The following is an 18,334-nucleotide window of genomic DNA, read 5'->3' as shown; positions in this document are numbered from 1 at the left end:
CCAGACACTGAAGTGTCTGGCTATCTTATTTTCATACCCCTATCAGGGCATGATCTTTTAGCTTGCTCTACCTCATCTAAAACCCGGAGCGTAGCGAACCGAGGAAATTGCTTCATTGTGGCTGCTACCGAGCTCGACGAAGTCATTAACTAATCGCTACATAGCTAATAACTAATTCCTCTTGCTTCCACTTCCTCTGGTTTTTCGTACCATAGACTTCAGTCTGTGTTTTTTATCCGTAACTTACACAGGCTAAAGCCTATGTTACAAGTAGAGAATGACTTCAGTCTGTGGCTCATTATCCCCATGCTTAACCCCGGCAGCACCCTGAGCTGCAGGCGATGGGTGCAATATAATAGCCTGGCACTTCAGTGCCAGGTAATGGAGCTCTGCTCCAATTTGGGTGGTGGGTGGGATTCGATCTCAAACCAGACATTGAAATGTCTGGCTATCATATTCCATACCCCTACGGGGCATGATTTATTTTTTATCTTTCTCTACCTATGCCTATGCGTGTCATATTGAGCGTAGTCGAGATATCCCATCTTTGCTTGCTTTGCTTTATGTTAATCCGTGATGAGATCTCTCCATTTCGAAAGCATCACTAATGTGACTCTTTCTCCAGTCGAGATGACATAGGAGAAAAGATTCGCTTCAACCTCAGGTATGGGACGAAGTCCCATTTGGGTGGCGGGTGGGTTGAGATCATCTTTATCCCAGACACTGAAGAGTCTGGCTATCTTATTTCATACCCCTGCGGGGCATGATCTTTATAGCTTGCTCTTCCCCATTAAAAAACCCGGAGCCGAAGGCGATGGGTGACATAATATAGCCTGCGACTTCAGTCGCAGGTATGGGACAAAGTCCCATTTGGGTGGCGGGGTGGGTTGAGATAATCTTTTATCCCAGACACTGAAGTGTCTGGCTATCTTATTTCATACCCCTGCACGGCATGATCTTTATTTTAGATTAGTTTGCCAAAAAAACTGGGAATGCAGCAGATGATATAATTAATATGCATCTATATTTGGAACTACCAACCTTCCCAGAAAAAAAAACTCTCTCTGTCACTCCCGATCGGAGAAAGAATATGTCTCTCTCCCTCTTCAGTTGCGGCTAAGAAATTCAATTGCCGGTCAAAATGAGCATAAATAGAAGCACCAACTACTAACTGGGATAGACCTTTGATCGTTATAACTTCACCATCATCTGATATGGAAACCTGATACAGGGCATTGGATGTGAAATTATAGTTTTGTGGTATTTCAAAACCGGTATAGAGAGCTACACCATCCTGAGTCTGCCCCTGCTCAACTCTATATTTATAGGCAGCATCAGCGATCCTCATAATATCAAATATGATGTCGTCCTGATGGGCATCTATTTTATAGGATTGATACATATACCTACAAATAAATGCAGTTGCAACTATTAAAATGATACCCAGAAAAATTAGTAAAAATTGTTTCTTCCCCATTTTATCATCCTCTATTACCTAATATACTACCTTAATTACTATGAAAAAAATCTAATAGCATATTCTTTATGGAGATTGTTTTTGTCAAATAGATTAATTAGGTATTAGGGATTAGGGATTAGGAAAACTTACGGAAGCAGAGCAAGCACTATCCACTGAACCGAGGAAATCACTTCTTCGTGGCTGCTTCCGAGCTCGGCGAAGCCATTGACACAGATAAAAAAAGGGTGGAAGGGTGGAAGGGTGGAAGGGTGATAAGGATGAAATAGAACACGGATTCAACGGTAAAAGTGGATCTTACGGAAAAACAACTTTAGTTTATATATAATAATGTATAATAATAGTAAGGAGCCATCACAAAATATTTGGCTTAGGGAAAAAACATAAAAAGCAAAGTGTCTGGTTGGTAATTCTTGCTTATTTTGATAGTTGGTCAGTGCTGAGATCTCTCCATTACGCTGCGCTACAGTCGAGATGACAAAGGGTTGGGTGGGTTGAGATCATCTTTATTCCAGACACTGAAGTGTCTGGCGATCTTATTGCATACCCCTACGGGGCATGATCTTTTAGCTTGCTCACCCCACAAATTGTCATATCGAGCGTAGTCGAGATATCCCATCTTTGCTTGCTTTGCTTTATGTTAGCCCGTAATGAGATCTCTCCATTACGCTGCGCTCCAGTCGAGATGACAAAGATTTATAGATATAGACTTCAGTCTTTGTCTTGTTTTTGCTTGGCTGTTTTTAAAAAAAAGCCAATATTCCATAAAAGTTGTTATGTTTCACCGGTATTTGTTACCTTATATTCCAAATCCGTTTCAATCCTGTTTTTCCGTTTAATCCGTGTTCTATTAATTTCCTGCTATACCTTCCAATGAACTTGCTATTCTTCCGTCGGAGCGTCATGTTATTTTTATTTTCCTCTGTGCTCTCCGTGTCTCCGTGGTGAAATATTTTTCCTTCTTGCTTTGCTTTCAATGGACTTGCTTCTCCTCCTACCGGTTCTCTCTCAGTCACTTAGTCTCTCCCTCGCCCCCTCGCTCTCTCGTATTTACTCCTCTTCTTGATTATTTTCCTTCCATTGGCAGTCTTCTTGCATCTAATATTAATAAATGACGCATTATAAGCGATTTTAAGGAGTTTATTATGATGAAGAACAATCCGCTGGAAGAATTATTCAAGGATGACAGATCAAGAGTAGAACCTGCTAAAGAGAGTTGGGGCAAACATGGCTTAATAATGGCACTCTCCCTGTCATTGTTGATCTCGTTAGTAGTAACAGTTCTCTTTAACAGTAATTTTATGACAAATAACAAGCAGAAAGAGCAACTATCCTGATCGTAGATCAAGTTATCAATACTTATTTAATTCGCCTGTTATAGAGAAGAAAAAATGAAAAAAAATGCTTATTCCTGTTTGTTAGAAGCAACCTTGACAATGTCAGACGCTATCTCATTGTTAATCAGTCAAATAGAAATAATGTTATTTTGCCTGAAAGTACTGAAAATGCCTGAGAGCAGAGATAAAAATAAGCTTAACAATGATTTAGTTCTTGACATTAAAGTGGGGTTGTTGTATGCGATAACCTGTAACTTAATTTATGGGGCAACTTGTGAAAAAGGGAGTATAAATAGGAGTATGAAATTGGCTTTTAGAGGTTGGTTTAGATGAAATTCTCATTTTCCACGAAACTGAAGGAGTTACCCTATTATATTCAGGGTATAGATCGAGTAGCCGAGATAAACCGGATTATCTCAGAAAATCCGGATTATCGTTTAGAAGCGCAAAAGACAATTAACACATTTCTAAATAAGATGATCGAATTAGAGGCATCGGATATTGATTTCGGTGGGATGGGTGCCAACAGAAGAGTCTGGTATAGAGTTTTCAGCCGTAAATTCCCCTTCAATGAATTTTCCCAGTTAGAACATGATGACTCGACTGCTTTGATTTGCAGTATCCTTTCCGAGAAGAAGATAGACTCAATAATTCTCTCTCAGAATGCTGATTTTTCTTATCAGATAGAGCAGGATGGTCTGCTGCACCGTTTCCGAGCAGATGCCTATATGGACCTCGATTTTTTAGCTTGTAACTTCCGTCATATCAACCCACAACCTTTTACTATGGAATCTTTGGGCTTTCCGGCACCAATAGTGAGAAAACTCGATCTCGATTTCGAGAAGAAGGGGTTGATCCTGGTAACTGGTATCACTGGTTCCGGTAAGAGTACAACTCTCGATGCGATCATCAATATGAACAATAATCATAATGAAGGACATGTTACTATCATTGGTTCCCCGATCGAATTTTTCCATAAATCTAATAAATGTATCGTCCGTCATCGTGAAGTGGGAAGAGATACACTCTCTTTTAAAGATGGTACGATAGAATCTTTACGTCAGGATCCGGATATTATAGTTATCGGTGAGATGCGAGACCCGGACACGATCATGACCGCATTGGAGATCACCGATAGTGGTCATAAGGTCTTCTCGACTCTCCATACCGGTTCGGCATCGGAGAGTATCCACCGTATTGTAGCCGAGTGCCCCGTTGAAGAGCAACAAAGAGTAAGAATGCGACTGGCAGATGTCTTGAGTGTAGTAATATCCCAGAAGTTAGTCCCTTCTACCGATGGTAAGAGAATAATGGCGAAAGAGATCCTTAATGTAACTGCCAATGTAGCGGCAGCAATTATAAATAATAATGTAGGTGAGATTTACCAAATGATTACTGAAGGTAAAGACCTTGGTATGGTAACGATGGAGCAGGACCTGCTTCGTCTATATATGAACAAGATAATAACTAGAAAGAATGCTATTGCGTACGCTAACAACAAAAAAAGGATGGTCGATCTTATTCAGTATTATCAGAATAAGATGGCTTAAGAGAATGGTATGGCAAAAAAAATAAGATCTTTTGGTTTGATGCAGGACGGTTCTGCAATCAAGATAGCTTATCTGGAGGCGGATAAAGAACGGCTTCGGATAGTTGATCTGCAGACGGTAAGGTTACCGGAAGGGGATGTTCCGACAACCCCGGACGGTATGTTCGATGAAACCCTGACAGATCTGGACTTTGATTTTGATTTTGAGACCGGTGGTGATAAACCATCGGGAGCAGAGTCCGATTCACAACAGGATTTTGGTATTCCCAAAGAAGCCGAACCTCTTCAGGCAAAATCGGAAGAACGAACCCTGGAAAAAGTGGCACGGGAATTAAAATTTGAAAATGGAACAGTTTCACTTAATCTGGATATCTCCAATATAAGTTACAAAGAATTGAAGATCCCGGAAAAAGCGAGTAAGAAAAAGGTCTATTCGGAGATTAAAAAGCTATTTTTTGATGCTGAATCTCCGGCAGTAATGACTTTCTCTCATTTGGAGCGGCACGACGGAACAGTTGTTGGTGTCAGTCATGAAGGAAAAATGGAGCTGTTGGAGAATCTGATCAATCTTAATCGCACCCTCTCCAAGAAACGTTATCATTATTCTTACATTCAGCCAAATGAATTTGCTCTGATCAATGCCCTTCGTTTCAATTATAACATCAAACCAGGAGATGTATCGGCAATCATGTTTATCGGTATGGATTATAGCCGTATCACTCTGGTTAAGGGGTACGATTTCTTGGTCGATCTGCCGATCATCAATGAGGGTTATAAATCGAAAGATGCCATCAAGACGATCTTCTCCCGCCTGATGTTGGAGAGTTCACATCTCAATCTGTCGGTAGTGAATAATTATTTCTTAGCCGGAGAAGGATTAAATGATTCGATGTTGGAGTTTATCGCTGACAGGCAACCGGAATCGAGAGTGGAGTATTTATTGCCGAATAAGCTGATCGATATGATTGACTATTCTGAGATCTATGACGATAAGACACTTGCTGAATATATTGTCCCGATCATGCTGGCTGTTACTGCAGCCCTACCCAAAGCATCTTCGCTAATTCGTTCGAATTTCCTGCCCCGCCAGTTGAGGGAACAGCAAAACTTTTTCTCGATCAATCCGGCAGGATTAGTTGCTCTGGGATTGATTTTGATCGTCATACTGATCGGGATAAATAACATCTTAGGCAACCAAACCCAGAACAGCAGGATCAGGTTGGAAATCAACCGCACACAATCACAGATCGAAGTTAACCGGGTCCGACTTGATTCACTTAATGTGATCAGAGACGAGATCGCTACAATCGAGACAAATATTGCCCGGACTAATCTGCTGATCGGTAGTCGTAATCAATGGCACTACATAATGGAGCGGATAGCCAATTCTTTCCATCGTAACAGACTCAGTTGGGTAGTATCGTTGCGAGAGGAACGAACAGGATTTGCTGTCTCGGGTAAAACTACTAACCGGTTACATATCATAGCACTTTCCAAACTTTTCCCCGATGCAGTTATAAGATTCTTCACTGAAGATCCGATCCAAGAACATACTGTCTGGGATTATGAGATCTTTTTCAATATGCCCGATCCGCTGGAAACGAAACGGCTCAACTATCTACGCGAGTCACGTATAACGAATATAAGCATGCCTAATCGTCGTAATGAGGTAATAGAAGCAATTATTATCGAAAAAGCAGATGTTGATAAATCCTATCTCTCAGATTTAGAGGGAAATAACGAATTAAGCGGGAGATAGAAAGATGGGAGAATATAAATTAACGTTTTTGTACAAGAAAGGTCTCGATTACAAGACCCGTAATCTAATCGTATTGGTGGTCTTCTTAGTTATTATCATCATCTTAACCGTTGTGATCAGCAAAAATCTACGCACAACACGGGAAGAGTTGTTAGCTCAAAACGCGCAAAAACAGCAGGAATTGATGAGGATCATGACCGAGCTGGCATCAGAAGATGCCTTAAGAGCGAGATTAGCAGAGCTGCAAGAGGAATTGTTCCTGACCGATAAAGTAATGCCGAACCTGAATAACTCAACAATAACCCTTTCCTACATTTTCGATATCTTCTGGAAATATAAGAACAATTTCTATTTCAACTACAGGATCGTTTCTTCGGGAACAGTCAATGAAGATCAAGAGGTGTTTTATCACAAGTATGAGTTAACAGGTAAAGCGTATGTGAATCTCTTATATATCTTTATTGATCAGTTAGAAAGGCAACCGGCTTTTTATAGTATTGAAAAAATCAATCTGGGGACTTTACCACCTGAAGAACAAGGAAAGGTGAGTTTCACGATAGAATTTAATGCTTATTATACTAAGACCGGTGTTCCTCACGAAGATATTGCTTTAAAAGATCTGCGCGAAAGAAGATTGGTCTATAATATATTCTATCCCCGTATTCATGATCCGATGAGAATAGAAACAGAAGAGTTCAGACAAATGCTGGATCTTTCGGAGATCATCATTGTCGGCATGACGCAGGAAAGAGTATTTATCAGAAACCGCCGTACAGGAAACATAGAGGTTATGCACGTCGGCGATCAGATTAGATATGGTAGGTTACAAAGTATTGATTGGAACAATCAAGAGGTTGTATTCCGTATGAATCTAACAGGTATAGCTGAAGATATCCGTCTTCAGATCCAACCTCAATAATAATTTAAATAGAGGTAATGAATGAATTACCCTCAAAGGAGTTCTTTATAATGAGAAGTAAATCAATCTATTCATTAGTGGTAGCATTCATGATCTGTTTGGCTACCTTCTGTCTGTTTGCCGCTCCACAGGGAGAAAGAGATCTGATCAGTTTATCGGAAAATGTCCAGTTTGCCGATGCTGTTAGGATCTTTGATCCCTATTATCGTCAGTATGAGAACAAAGTTCTCCTCGATATGTCGGACTATGTCGGTCCTATTGGGATCAATCTCGACCGCATCCACTGGAAAGCCGCTTTTAACAGTATCTTGAAGAAAAATGAGCTTGTTCTTCAAGAAAGGGATAATGCCTTTCTTGTTCGCAAAGAGAGTGACCTGAAAGCCCCAACTAAAGAAGAAGCTGCTGTTGAATACATAGACGATATACTGATCGAGGCGACTTTCTTCGAAATTGATTTTCGCACTGTGCGAGAATTAGGTATTGACTGGAGTTCTTTTATTGGTGGAAGAGTTAAGATTAATGCAGATTTATCGAGTACTGATCGATTAACCTCAGATTTGTTAACTGTCTCAACTGGAGACCGTGCCTTTGATATCGGAGATACTACTATTGAAGTCAATGCTCTCTTTAAGGCATTAGCAAGTACTAATCAAGGTCATTTCCTCGCTACTCCACAGGTTACTGTTTCATCCGGAGAGACCGGAACTGTTCAGGACGGCAGAGACTTCACGATCTTACTTGCCGGGATAACTACTGCTGGAACAGAAGTTGAAAGAGCCAGAGAAATTGATGTGCAGTCTGGAACAATTGTCAGAGTTACACCTCTTGTTATTCTTGATGAAGAAGGTGAAAAAGCTATTAAGCTTAATATCAAGGTTGAGCGTAGTGAAGCATTTCCTAACCCAACCGGATATGAAAAATTGACTTCAGAAGTAACTAGCTTTAAAACTCTGTACAATGGAGAAGAGACAATTATCGGTGGTTTGACAACTTCCAAAACTAGAAGTGATCGCTATGGAATACCTTTCTTGAAGGATTTACCGTGGTGGGTCTTTGGTATCAGATATCTTACCGGTTATAACAAACACGAGATCGAAACAAAGGAACTGATTATTCTTCTTAAAGCTTCTATCTTGCCCGCCATCCATGAAAGAAAGCTCATAAGACAAGATGTAGCCGAGGAGATTGAAATCAAACGTCAACGTCAACCTGAACTGGAACCGAAACTACTGCCGTAAAAAGAATAAATTAAAAGTTTAACGGCGAATTACACTGATAGACGCGAATTAAATGCTTACTAACAAGCATTTCGTAAGATCAGTGTAATTCGCTTTTTTGTAGGGGCGGTTAAGTAATTTATCATTTATCAGATTTCTTAACATATCATCCAATCTGCCCGTGTCACCCTGAGTGTCACTTGGTCTTGCTTCTTGCTTATCTATCCAAGTGATGTATCGAAGGGTAAATTGGTCTTAAAAACCGTTTCAGAATAGACCATCCTTCGATACATTCTGCTACAAGATTAGCAAGAAGCCAACAGCAGAACACTCAGGATGACAAAAGCCATAGATTGAGGTCTATGTCTTAGCTTTGCTTGCTCTTTTCTTATTTTTGACATGTGACTTCGTAAACCCTGTCCTGAGCTTGACGAAGGATCGGAAGCAGCGACAAAGAAGTATTATTTTAGGTTCATGAACCGCCCCTACACTGCATGATCAAGCTGTTTAGAACATAAATACAATTCAATATTATTACAAAACCTTACTAATCTATTCCCGTTTCACCCTGAGTGTCACTTGGTCCTGCTTCTTGCTTATCTATCCAAGTGATGTATCGAAGGCTAAATTGGTCTTAAAAAACCGTTTCAGAATGGGCCATCAATCTATACATTCTGACAGGTAAAGCAAGAAGCCATTGCAGAACACTCAGGATGACATATATTCAATTTGTTAACGTATTTTTTACTAATTTACTACTTGCTTAACGTTTGAAGTGACCTCTTTGATAACCTTGATCAAATTACTAATTGTATAAGGTTTTTCAATCACTCCATTAAAGCCGTATCTGGCATAATTAGCAACTACCGGATCACTGTAATAACCACTGGAAACGATCGCTTTGATATCAGGGTCAATCTCTCTTAGCTTCATGATCGTTTCTTTTCCACCCATTCCGTGAGGTACAATAAGATCAAGAATTGTACAAACAAGATTCTCTTTATTCTCTCTTAGTTTTTCTAATTCATTAATTGTTTCCTCACCTTTTTCAGTACAAATGACAGTAAATCCTAAAGACTCTAACATGCTGCCGAGGGTATTCCTGATCTCTATCTCATCATCCATCAGGATAATGTAGCCCTCACCACGATAAGGGATAACCTCTTCCTGTACTTTCTCAGGAACGAATTCTTTCCCGGAGGCAGGTAAATAGATAGTGAAAATTGATCCTTTCCCTTCTTCAGAAACAGCATGGAGATAACCATGATGACGAGCTAAAACATTGAAGCTGATAGCCAAACCTAAGCCGGTACCATCTTGCTTGGTTGTATAGAAGGGATCAAAGATATGATTAATATGTTGTGGTGATATTCCGGTTCCGGTATCTATAACTTCAACTTTAACATATTCTCCATTTTCTATTGGCAAGTTGAAGGTATCAGTTTTAGTTATATTCTCGGCATTTATTAACAATAAGCCACCATCAGGCATAGCTTGCTTGGCATTGATCAATAAATTACTAATAACTTGGCTGATCTGACTTTCATCAACTTCAACAGGTCGCAGATTTCTTGATATGTTTAGCTTACACTCTATATCAGAGCCCTTTAGAGAGAAAAGAACTGCGTCTTCGATCATCTTGTTCAATAGGACAACTTTCTTAACCGGTTCTCCCCCTTTAGCAAATGTGAGAAGTTGTCTGGTCAGATCACGAGCTCGGAAACAGGCCTTTTCTGCTATAAATAATCTATTTCTTAACTTCTCATCTGGCATCTTCCTGATAACCATTGAAACATTGCCCAATATGGCAGTCATAATATTATTGAAATCGTGGGCTATCCCACCTGCCAATGCCCCGACTGTCTCCAATTTCTGTATTTTGATCAGCTCATGTTCGATCTGTTTTTTGGCAGTTATATCGCTGAATGCAATAACAACACCTATTATCTGACCTTCCTTGTTAAAAATAGGTGCTCCATTGTGAGCTATATAAATCTTCTTTCCTGATCTGTTTAACAGAATAGGACTATGCTCGGTGCCAATGATCCTGCCTGTTCTTAATACAAGTGAAAAAGTGCTCTCCAACTCCTCTCGTGTATGAGAATCAAGCAATTTATAAACCTGATCTATATGTTCACCGAATGCTTCTTCTTTCTGCCAACCGGTCATTTCTTCCGCCGCTTTATTGATCAGGACTATTCTTCCGTCTGTATCGGTAGAGATAACTCCGTCCCCGATAGAACTCAATGTTACTGATAGAAGCTCTTTCTCTTGAGATAGAGCGATCTCAGTATCCAACCTTTTCTCTTCCATCCGTTTTTCTAAGGTTACATCCCTACCACAGCCGACAAGACCGATCATATTTTGATTTTCAACCCAGAAGGGGGCTTTATAAACATCAAAATAGACAAATTCATCTCTGATATTACCAAACTCAAGATAACGCCCCGCTTGTCGTCTTTCCAAAGTGATACTATCGGAATCGGGTAAGTCTTCAGCAAAAGTAAACCAAAATTTATCATCTTTGTGTGACTCTTTTTCTCTTTGGAAAAAAAACGCATCAGTTTTACCGATTGGTTCTTCCGGATCTGAGGTATTGAGCAGTATCTGACAGGTCGCCTTATTGGCAAAAATGTACCTTTTCTCCAGATCTTTAGCCCAGATCAGATCGGGTACATTATCACACATTAACCTGACCATAGTATAGAGTTCACGGAACTTTTTCTCGCTGTTGCGTAACGCCTCTTCCAGCATTTTCTCATACCTGATGTCATACCCGACGATTATTGTTCCTAAAGTATCGCCGGCATCATCTTTTACTTCTGCTGAAGAGAGATTGAATAATACAATATCTCTATTTTTTTTGCGCAAAAAATACTCATGCGGTTTTATCTCTTCTAAAGTGTCTTCGATGGCAAGTATCTTGCGGGCTTTTTCCTTATCAACCAAAAAACTATTGAATTGTTGGTTGATTATTTCTGAAGATTCATAACCTAATAACTCTTCCGTGAACTGATTGATCTTAATTATCTTACCTTCTGTATCGAGAAAGAATAAAAGTTCCTTCATGTTGGCAATGATCTCACTCGCTGCTGTTTGAGGATTTAAAACCAAAAATTTATATCTCACTATTGCTAATCCAAAGCCTGCAACCCAGAAAAAGGATGTTATGTGGATTAATCCGGGAAATTCTACAGGACTAACAACCGGTATTATGTAGTTACTGACCAGAATCCCAGCAAAGTATAGGAAGAGGGTGATCATGATGATCTTGGACTGGATCTTTTCTTTATTGACCTTAGTCTTCAAGCTCCAAGAAATGAGCAGATAGAAACTGATCATTACTGCTAAAACGAGATATACGACAAAGGATATATACCAAGCAGAAGCAAAATTAGGTTTAAAGATCCATCTTTCTGCTACATAAAGGTAATCATTGCTCAATAGATGTCCCAACAATGACTGGATAAAGAAGACTAAACCAGCTAAATAAAAACCAAGCTGAGTTATTGTTCTGAATAGTGATTTGGCTTGTTTTTTTAGTACAAAAAAGAAATTAACCAGCAGTGCTGGGAAGATTATCCAGCCGAAGGAAGAGATCCGTTCCCAAAAAAGAAAAGTATCTATATTGTTCGAGGCATGGATAAAAACATAACCAAATGACCAGATCACTAAACTAATGGAGAGATAGAAAAATGCCCGGTTGACTTTGGAACGTGGTTTATTGAAAAGTACATACAATCCTAACTGCATGTATAAAAAGAAAGCAATGAAGGAGAGGAATATATCTAAGATCATAACTTTATCCTGTAGTAGTCTCTTAGTGAGTTGCGATGAAATGTAGTTCTGTCTTGATCAGACAGATGATTACTGCCATTAGATATCAACAAATCCTACTCTCTAAACTGATAGAAGTGATACATCCTGGCTGACACCTTTTTTTTATCATTCTCTGAAACCTTGATTATATTTAAGTTTACTATGTACTTAATATGTAGTGATGCTTTTTGGCAAGACTTTTTTAAAAGAAAACCTAAGGAAGTAGAGAATGATCAAGACTAACTACAGGGAGACAAAGAACACAGAGAAAAAAAATAGGTTGTAGGTTTTATTAGGTGTTAGATAATTAGGTAAAAAAGGTCAGTACAGTATTTTGGTAGCGAAATTGTAAATAATCATTACTATATCATCCTGAGTGTCCTGCTGATTACCTCTTGCTTAAGCAGGCAGCAGAACGTATCGAAGGAGAAAGATCAGCAAGTCCATTGGGGGGTGTAGCAAGCAAAATAAATGACCACGGAGGCACAGAGAACACAGAGAAAAGAAAAAAAAGCTATGTGCAAAAGATAAAGAGGCGACCACCAGTCGCTCTTCTTGTTTCATAGACTTTAATTTTTGTAGTTATAATTAATCTCGTGCCCGGTCATCCCGAGTGTTCTGCTGATTACTTCTTGCTTAAGCAGGCAGCAGGTTGTATCGAAGGAAGAAGAGTAGCTAGTTCATTGGAAGGAGTAGCAAGTTTCGATCACTCACCAACGAAATCATTATTCGGTTTTCATGATTCACAAACTATCTGACGGTTTAGATCATTTTTCACAATCTGCTTGACAAGGTAGTCATTTTATATTTCTGGAATATGGTGTGCGCCTGTAGCTCAATTGGATAGAGCATCTGACTACGGATCAGACGGTTTGGGGTTCGAATCCCTTCAGGCGTACCATTTTTTTGCATATGACTTTAACCCTATCAATCTAGAAAATATTCGATTGAATATAGATCAGTAAAATATGTTGATATTTTCAAACGAAAGGAGATACATAATGAAAAACAAGAAAGTCGCCCTTTATTATTTCACCGGAACCGGAAATACTCTGCTAATTGTCAAAAAAATGGCTGAAATTTTTAGTTCTTTGGGTGTAGAGATAGATACACATAACTTAGTTAATACAGATCCCCAAGATATAAGTAAAGACAGTACAATCGGTCTTGCTTTCCCTGTAGCTTGTTTCTCTACCTATCCTTTGGTTTGGGACTTTATAGAAGGAATGCCCGACGGTCAAGGAACTGAGATCTTTATGGTAGATACTTTTGGTTCTTTTTCGGGAGTGGTAACAAGTCAGATCAGAAATCTACTAGTAAAAAAAAATTACCAACCAATCGGTGCAAAAGAGATCAAAATGCCTAATAATATTAGTAATAAGAGTCTTTACGAACAGAAAAATCAACAAATTATCAGCTCCGGATTACAAAAAGCCAAATACTACACTCATGATCTTGTTTATGGTATTACCAAATGGAAACCAATATTGTTATTCCCCTCTATTTTTAATAAACTAAATCTCAGAAAAAGAGCTTGGGATATTTTGGCTAAAAAATGGAAACTTACGGTAGATAACATCAAGTGTATCCGTTGTGGTTACTGCTATAAACTCTGCCCGACAGGAAATGTCGAGATGGAGGAGTATCCTGAATTTCTTGATAAATGTCAATTCTGTATGAGATGTATCTCTTTCTGCCCGACACAGGCGATCAGGTTTAATAATAGAGATGATTTTTACCCCTATCAGGCACAAGAAGCGGAAGAAGTGATGAAGTGAGTGATTTCGAGGGAGAGAGGAAGAGACTAAGAGACTGAGAGAAAACCGGAGGAAGTATAGCAAGCAGGTCAAAACTACCACGAAGACACAGAGGGCACAGAGAAAAGAAGGGGGAAAAAATAGCTTTGTGCTAAAGATAAAGGGCGACCAGCGGTCGCCCTTTATCTTTTTTTTAATCTGTGTCAATCAGCGTTTTTTCTGTGTGTATCAGTGGATACTTCTTACGGTAAAGTCAGCTTCGGTTTCTTATCAAATTTCGGTTTGAGATACTTGAATTGCTTCATCTCTTTGGCTATAACTTCCAATGCCTTTTCCATTTGTGGATCCTTATTCTTAGCATAATCCTGTGGTGTTATATCCACTTCAATATCAGGATCAGTTCCGTAATTTTCGACATTCCAACCGACATCTTTAAACCAGAAAGAGAATTCCGGCTGAGTTGTGATACCACCGTCAACCAGTCTGTTACGGGGACTAATCCCTATTACCCCACCCCAAGTCCTTTTACCGATCAACTTGCCGAGTTTCATTAATTTAAAGGAATGGCTGAAGATATCTCCATCAGAACCGGCAAACTCATTAGTAATAACAACTATAGGACCCTTAACGGAATATTCTGGATAGGGATCATAGCCATACCAACGAGTAAGGTCATATCCGATCCTCTTACGGGCTAATTTCTCCAAGAGCAGTTGAGAAACATGACCGCCTCCATTATAGCGTACATCAACGATCAGAGCATCATGATCATATTCTGTCAGGAAATGACGATGGAATTCTGCATACCCTTCACCCATCATATCGGGAATATGGATATATCCAACCTTTCCTTTTGTCTTCTGATGAACATACTCTTTATTTCGTTCTACCCATTCACGATAGCGAAGATTAATATCGTTTCTTAAGGTTTTGACTGTAACCTGACGCTCTTTCTTGCCGTCATTTTCTGCTATTAGCAACTGTACTTCTTGACCGGCATAATTCACCAATGCCTGTTCAGGTGTTATCATACGAGACAATTTTGTTCCATTAATGGCTTTAAGTAACATCCCAACTTTAATATTCAACCCCGGTTTTTTAAGAGGTGGAGAATGCTTTTTGTCCCAAACATCTCCTTCTACAATATGCTTGATGATATAAGAATCGCTCTTTGGATCATACTGGAAATCTGCTCCCAGTTGACCGACTAAATACCAAGGACGTTTTTTGTAATCTCCACCAAACTCATAAGCATGAGAAGTCCCTAATTCTCCCTGCATCTCCCAGACCAAATCTGCAAACTCAGTGCGAGTAGCTATTCTATCAAGCAGAGGAAAATAACGTTTGTAAATTTTCTTCCAGTCAATACCTGACATATCCTCTACCCAGAAATAGTCACGCTGTAACCGCCAAGCTTCTGCATACATCTGTTTCCATTCAGCGGGTGGATTGATAGATATTCTCACCCGGTTCAGATTGATCCAGCCGGTTTCCCGATTATTACCATCTTCTTTAGAGAGACTTTCAGGATCACTCTTTGTAGATAACACTCGCAATTTTTTCCCCATAAAGATTCCAATGGCAGAGCCGTCAGCTGATAAACGGTATCCGGAAACATTGTTGGCCATAACGATCTCTTTCCGCTTTTCAAGATCATAGAACTTTAAAACTGACTTCGGAGACTGATTCAACCAATCATCATTATCAAGAACACCGGAAACGGGGTAAACTAAGTAGAATATTCTGTTATTGGTAACAGAAAGACCATAATAGTTTGCCTCTTTGAGAGGAAAAGGTGTAATTCTATCTTCAATGCCTTCCAGATCAATCTTAACTCTGAGCTCTTCTTTTTTCTTATCTTTCTTCTCCGATTTCTTCTCGTCTTTCTCTGTTGGGTTAAAACCTTTCGGTTCCATCTCAAATGGATCTTTGGTATCCTTGGTCAGAGTTATTACATAAGGCAAACTCCCTTGAGGAAAGCCGAGATCGAAATGCATGGCATCATAAACCGGATTAAAAATCCTGCTAGATACAAAATAAAGATATTTTCCATCACTACTGAAATATGGATCCGAATCAGACATGATAGGTTTGGTTATCTGATGGATCGCTTTTTTCTCTAAATTGTAGAGTTTTAATGCTCTTGTTGTTTTAGAAACATCAATGCTATAGGCAATCCATCTGCCATCAGGAGACCAGACAGCATCATCGAGAGAACCAAACTCATTCTTATCGATCTTAACCGGTTTATTTCCTTTCAGATCCAACCAATAGAGTTCATTACGATGATTACAATACACAACGATGTCTTCTTTCTTGGTTGGAGATACTTCTAAAAAAACAAAACGACCGGGATTTTGGATCTTAATTGTTTTAAGGAGCTTATTGCTCTCTGCTTCGTATATTTCTAAGTGTTCTTCTCCACTTTCATCACTTACCGTTATGATACGTTTGTTATCATTAAGCCAGCGTCCTAAACGATAACGTACACCATCAGAATTACCACATTGAATCACACCCCCTTCCCAGTTACCCATGTTAAAGAGTTTACCACGACATTCAAGTGCTATTTTGCTCCCGTCAGCATTTAAATCACAATCTTCCAAATACTCAAAGCCAGTAACAAATTTCCTCTGTCTCTGGATGAAAGGAGAACGATAATCTATTTTTACTATCCTATCCTGATCTTTTTTAATATCGTAGCAGTAAATATCTGCTCCGGCGTGATATACTATAGATTGTCCGTCTGTAGTAGCATTTCTTACATAATAATCCTTTTGCTTGGTATGTTTTATTATGTCCTTACCGGAAGGATTGACCGAATAGATATTAGCTATCCCTTCATAATCCGAAACAAAGAAGATCCTGTCACCTAACCACATCGGATTAGCAAAATTACCTTTCAGGTCGATCAGCTTAGTGAACTTCCCTTTCCCTTCCGTATCGATCCATATCTCACCGGCTGTACCACCCCTATACCTTTTCCAAGTAGCTAAATCCATTGCTTTTCGACCTAAAACTACCCCTTTCTTGCCGAAACTGATACTCGTCGCTAGACCATAAGGTAGTTTTTGGGGCTCTCCCCCATCAGGACTGATAGCATAGATCATGAAGTTTTGCCTAAATGGTTGTCCATGATTACTAAAAAAGAGAATTTTACCATCTTTCCAACCAATAACGCGACAAGCACTATTAAGATAAGTCAGTCTTTTGGCAGTTCCACCCTCAACCGGCATCACATATACCTCCGGAGTACCCTCTTCACTGCCGATAAATGCTATTAACTGACCATTATCAGAAATAAAAGGATTTGATACCTGACCGAGATTAGCTGTTAATCTTGTCGCTGTCCCTCCAGAGATTTTTACTTTCCATAGGTCATCCTCTGCAACAAAGACTATCTGATCCTTATATACTGTAGCGTGACGATAATAACCTTGATTTTGCTTCATAATTCCTCCATGTTCTTGTCTTTCTTACCCGCTAAAAAGTATGTTGATTGTGCTAAAAAAATCACATGGTGTTAAAACAATAGAAATGAGATATTTTGTCAAATATATTGCTGAGTTGATTATTTTTTTTTAAGTTTGTTTGAATATCATGTAAGTCAGTGTTGAGATCTCTCCATTACGCTTCGCTTCAGTCGAGATGACAAAATAGATTTCTTGCTTGGCTCCGACAGCACCCTGAAGGGGTGAAATATGATAGCCTGCGACTTCAGTCGCAGGTATGGAGCTACGCTCTATTTGGGTGGCGGGAAAGAATAGATAATCCGGCATTACAATTAACGGTGTGAAGAAAACCGAACGAGGATCTGCTTCGAAGCTACTGTTAGACGAGCGAAGCGAGGAGTTTAGCGAAAGAAGCAGAGACGAGAAGGTTTTTAACTATTAATTGTAGAGCCGGGAGGTTTTATTTGTTACTTTCTTTTGTCGGTACAAAAGAAAGCAATTTACTAAAAGTTAGTCCGTAATGAGATCTCTCCATTACGAAAGATTCTCTTCGTGGTTCTTTCTTCAGTTGAGATGATAAAATGGTTGACATCTATTGCTAATTTCTTGGTTTTGACACAGATTTGGAGAAAAACTAAAGAAATATATAAAAGAAAGGAGTCTATTATGAAATCATTAGAAGAATTACGAATGATACGGGAAAAGGCACAACAAGAGATGAAACTCAGAGGTAGTGACTACCGTATCAAGGTCGTTGTAGGAATGGGTACATCCGGAATTGCTATGGGTGCCCGAGATGTAATGAAAACCTTTTTAGAAGAAATTGAAAAACGATCACTAAAAGATATTCAAGTAACTCAAACCGGAGAAAAAGGATTGTCTTCAATGGAACCAGTTGTTGACTTGATCGAGAAAGGTAAACCGACAATAACCTATGGATATTTAACTCCGGAAAAAGTAAGAAGAATAGTTGCGGAACACATAGTCAATGGACAAATAGTATCCGACTTTGTTGTTGCTTCCCAAGAGTAATCGAACAACCTTCTTG

The 18,334-nt window shown here is 39.2% G+C and carries 12 protein-coding genes and 1 tRNA gene; 8 read left to right on the top strand and 5 right to left on the bottom strand.

Going from position 1 to position 18,334, the window contains the following annotated elements; all coding sequences use genetic code 11:
* Window positions 1-1,033 precede the first annotated feature (1,033 nt).
* Window positions 1,034-1,477, bottom strand: a complete 444-nt coding sequence (locus K0B81_07035; protein ID MBW6516350.1) for a hypothetical protein — start codon at window positions 1,475-1,477, stop codon at window positions 1,034-1,036.
* A gap of 794 nt (window positions 1,478-2,271) precedes the next feature.
* Window positions 2,272-2,493, bottom strand: a complete 222-nt coding sequence (locus K0B81_07030; GenBank protein MBW6516349.1) for a hypothetical protein — start codon at window positions 2,491-2,493, stop codon at window positions 2,272-2,274.
* A 129-nt stretch (window positions 2,494-2,622) separates the two neighbouring features.
* On the opposite strand from K0B81_07030, the gene K0B81_07025 reads away from it, so the two are divergent.
* The 5 genes from K0B81_07025 (at window position 2,623) to K0B81_07005 (ending at window position 8,279) form a co-directional block, all read left to right on the top strand.
* Entirely contained in the window at window positions 2,623-2,814 is a 192-nt protein-coding gene (locus K0B81_07025; GenBank protein ID MBW6516348.1) for a hypothetical protein, read from the top strand.
* Window positions 2,815-3,143: 329 nt separating this feature from the next.
* On the top strand, window positions 3,144-4,364 hold the full coding sequence (locus K0B81_07020; protein MBW6516347.1) for a type IV pilus twitching motility protein PilT: 1,221 nt from the start codon (window positions 3,144-3,146) through the stop codon (window positions 4,362-4,364).
* A gap of 9 nt (window positions 4,365-4,373) precedes the next feature.
* Complete coding sequence (locus K0B81_07015) at window positions 4,374-6,122, top strand: hypothetical protein (protein MBW6516346.1); 1,749 nt, start codon at window positions 4,374-4,376, stop codon at window positions 6,120-6,122.
* 4 nt (window positions 6,123-6,126) lie between these two features.
* Window positions 6,127-7,041, top strand: a complete 915-nt coding sequence (locus tag K0B81_07010) for a hypothetical protein (GenBank protein MBW6516345.1) — start codon at window positions 6,127-6,129, stop codon at window positions 7,039-7,041.
* Window positions 7,042-7,091: 50 nt separating this feature from the next.
* The gene (locus K0B81_07005; GenBank protein MBW6516344.1) at window positions 7,092-8,279 is read left to right on the top strand and encodes a type II and III secretion system protein; all 1,188 of its coding nucleotides are present in this window, start codon (window positions 7,092-7,094) and stop codon (window positions 8,277-8,279) included.
* 726 nt (window positions 8,280-9,005) lie between these two features.
* On the opposite strand, the gene K0B81_07000 is transcribed toward K0B81_07005, so the two are convergent.
* The gene (locus tag K0B81_07000; GenBank protein ID MBW6516343.1) at window positions 9,006-12,056 is read right to left on the bottom strand and encodes a PAS domain S-box protein; all 3,051 of its coding nucleotides are present in this window, start codon (window positions 12,054-12,056) and stop codon (window positions 9,006-9,008) included.
* 845 nt (window positions 12,057-12,901) lie between these two features.
* Here K0B81_07000 and K0B81_06995 point away from each other — a divergent pair.
* Together K0B81_06995 and K0B81_06990 are read left to right on the top strand one after the other, a co-directional pair.
* Window positions 12,902-12,978, top strand: a tRNA-Arg gene (locus K0B81_06995).
* Window positions 12,979-13,078: 100 nt separating this feature from the next.
* Complete coding sequence (locus K0B81_06990) at window positions 13,079-13,855, top strand: EFR1 family ferrodoxin (protein MBW6516342.1); 777 nt, start codon at window positions 13,079-13,081, stop codon at window positions 13,853-13,855.
* 221 nt (window positions 13,856-14,076) lie between these two features.
* On the opposite strand, the gene K0B81_06985 is transcribed toward K0B81_06990, so the two are convergent.
* Both K0B81_06985 and K0B81_06980 read right to left on the bottom strand, forming a co-directional pair.
* Entirely contained in the window at window positions 14,077-17,286 is a 3,210-nt protein-coding gene (locus K0B81_06985) for a PDZ domain-containing protein (GenBank protein ID MBW6516341.1), read from the bottom strand.
* A 129-nt stretch (window positions 17,287-17,415) separates the two neighbouring features.
* Window positions 17,416-17,613, bottom strand: coding sequence for a hypothetical protein (locus K0B81_06980; protein MBW6516340.1), 198 nt, complete (start codon window positions 17,611-17,613; stop codon window positions 17,416-17,418).
* Window positions 17,614-17,952: 339 nt separating this feature from the next.
* Between K0B81_06980 and K0B81_06975 the strand changes: the two genes are divergently transcribed.
* A complete protein-coding gene (locus tag K0B81_06975; GenBank protein ID MBW6516339.1) occupies window positions 17,953-18,318 on the top strand; it encodes a (2Fe-2S) ferredoxin domain-containing protein in 366 nt (121 codons plus the stop codon).
* Window positions 18,319-18,334 lie beyond the last annotated feature (16 nt).

The organism is Candidatus Cloacimonadota bacterium, from assembly GCA_019429305.1.
In the GTDB taxonomy this organism is placed as follows: Bacteria; Cloacimonadota; Cloacimonadia; order Cloacimonadales; family JAJBBL01; genus JAHYIR01.
The sequence above is the reverse complement of the archived record's forward strand: the minus strand, read 5'-3'. Positions and strand labels throughout refer to the sequence as shown.

Bases quoted from the DNA above. Each gene is read 5' to 3' on its own strand.
- K0B81_07035 (MBW6516350.1), bottom strand. From the start codon at position 1,477: ATGGGGAAGAAACAATTTTTACTAATTTTTCTGGGTATCATTTTAATA.
- K0B81_07025 (MBW6516348.1), top strand. From the start codon at position 2,623: ATGATGAAGAACAATCCGCTGGAAGAATTATTCAAGGATGACAGATCA.
- K0B81_07005 (MBW6516344.1), top strand. From the start codon at position 7,092: ATGAGAAGTAAATCAATCTATTCATTAGTGGTAGCATTCATGATCTGT.
- K0B81_06975 (MBW6516339.1), top strand. From the start codon at position 17,953: ATGAAATCATTAGAAGAATTACGAATGATACGGGAAAAGGCACAACAA.
- K0B81_07015 (MBW6516346.1), top strand. From the start codon at position 4,374: ATGGCAAAAAAAATAAGATCTTTTGGTTTGATGCAGGACGGTTCTGCA.
- K0B81_07020 (MBW6516347.1), top strand. From the start codon at position 3,144: ATGAAATTCTCATTTTCCACGAAACTGAAGGAGTTACCCTATTATATT.
- K0B81_06980 (MBW6516340.1), bottom strand. From the start codon at position 17,613: ATGCCGGATTATCTATTCTTTCCCGCCACCCAAATAGAGCGTAGCTCC.
- K0B81_06985 (MBW6516341.1), bottom strand. From the start codon at position 17,286: ATGAAGCAAAATCAAGGTTATTATCGTCACGCTACAGTATATAAGGAT.
- K0B81_07000 (MBW6516343.1), bottom strand. From the start codon at position 12,056: ATGATCTTAGATATATTCCTCTCCTTCATTGCTTTCTTTTTATACATG.
- K0B81_07010 (MBW6516345.1), top strand. From the start codon at position 6,127: ATGGGAGAATATAAATTAACGTTTTTGTACAAGAAAGGTCTCGATTAC.
- K0B81_06990 (MBW6516342.1), top strand. From the start codon at position 13,079: ATGAAAAACAAGAAAGTCGCCCTTTATTATTTCACCGGAACCGGAAAT.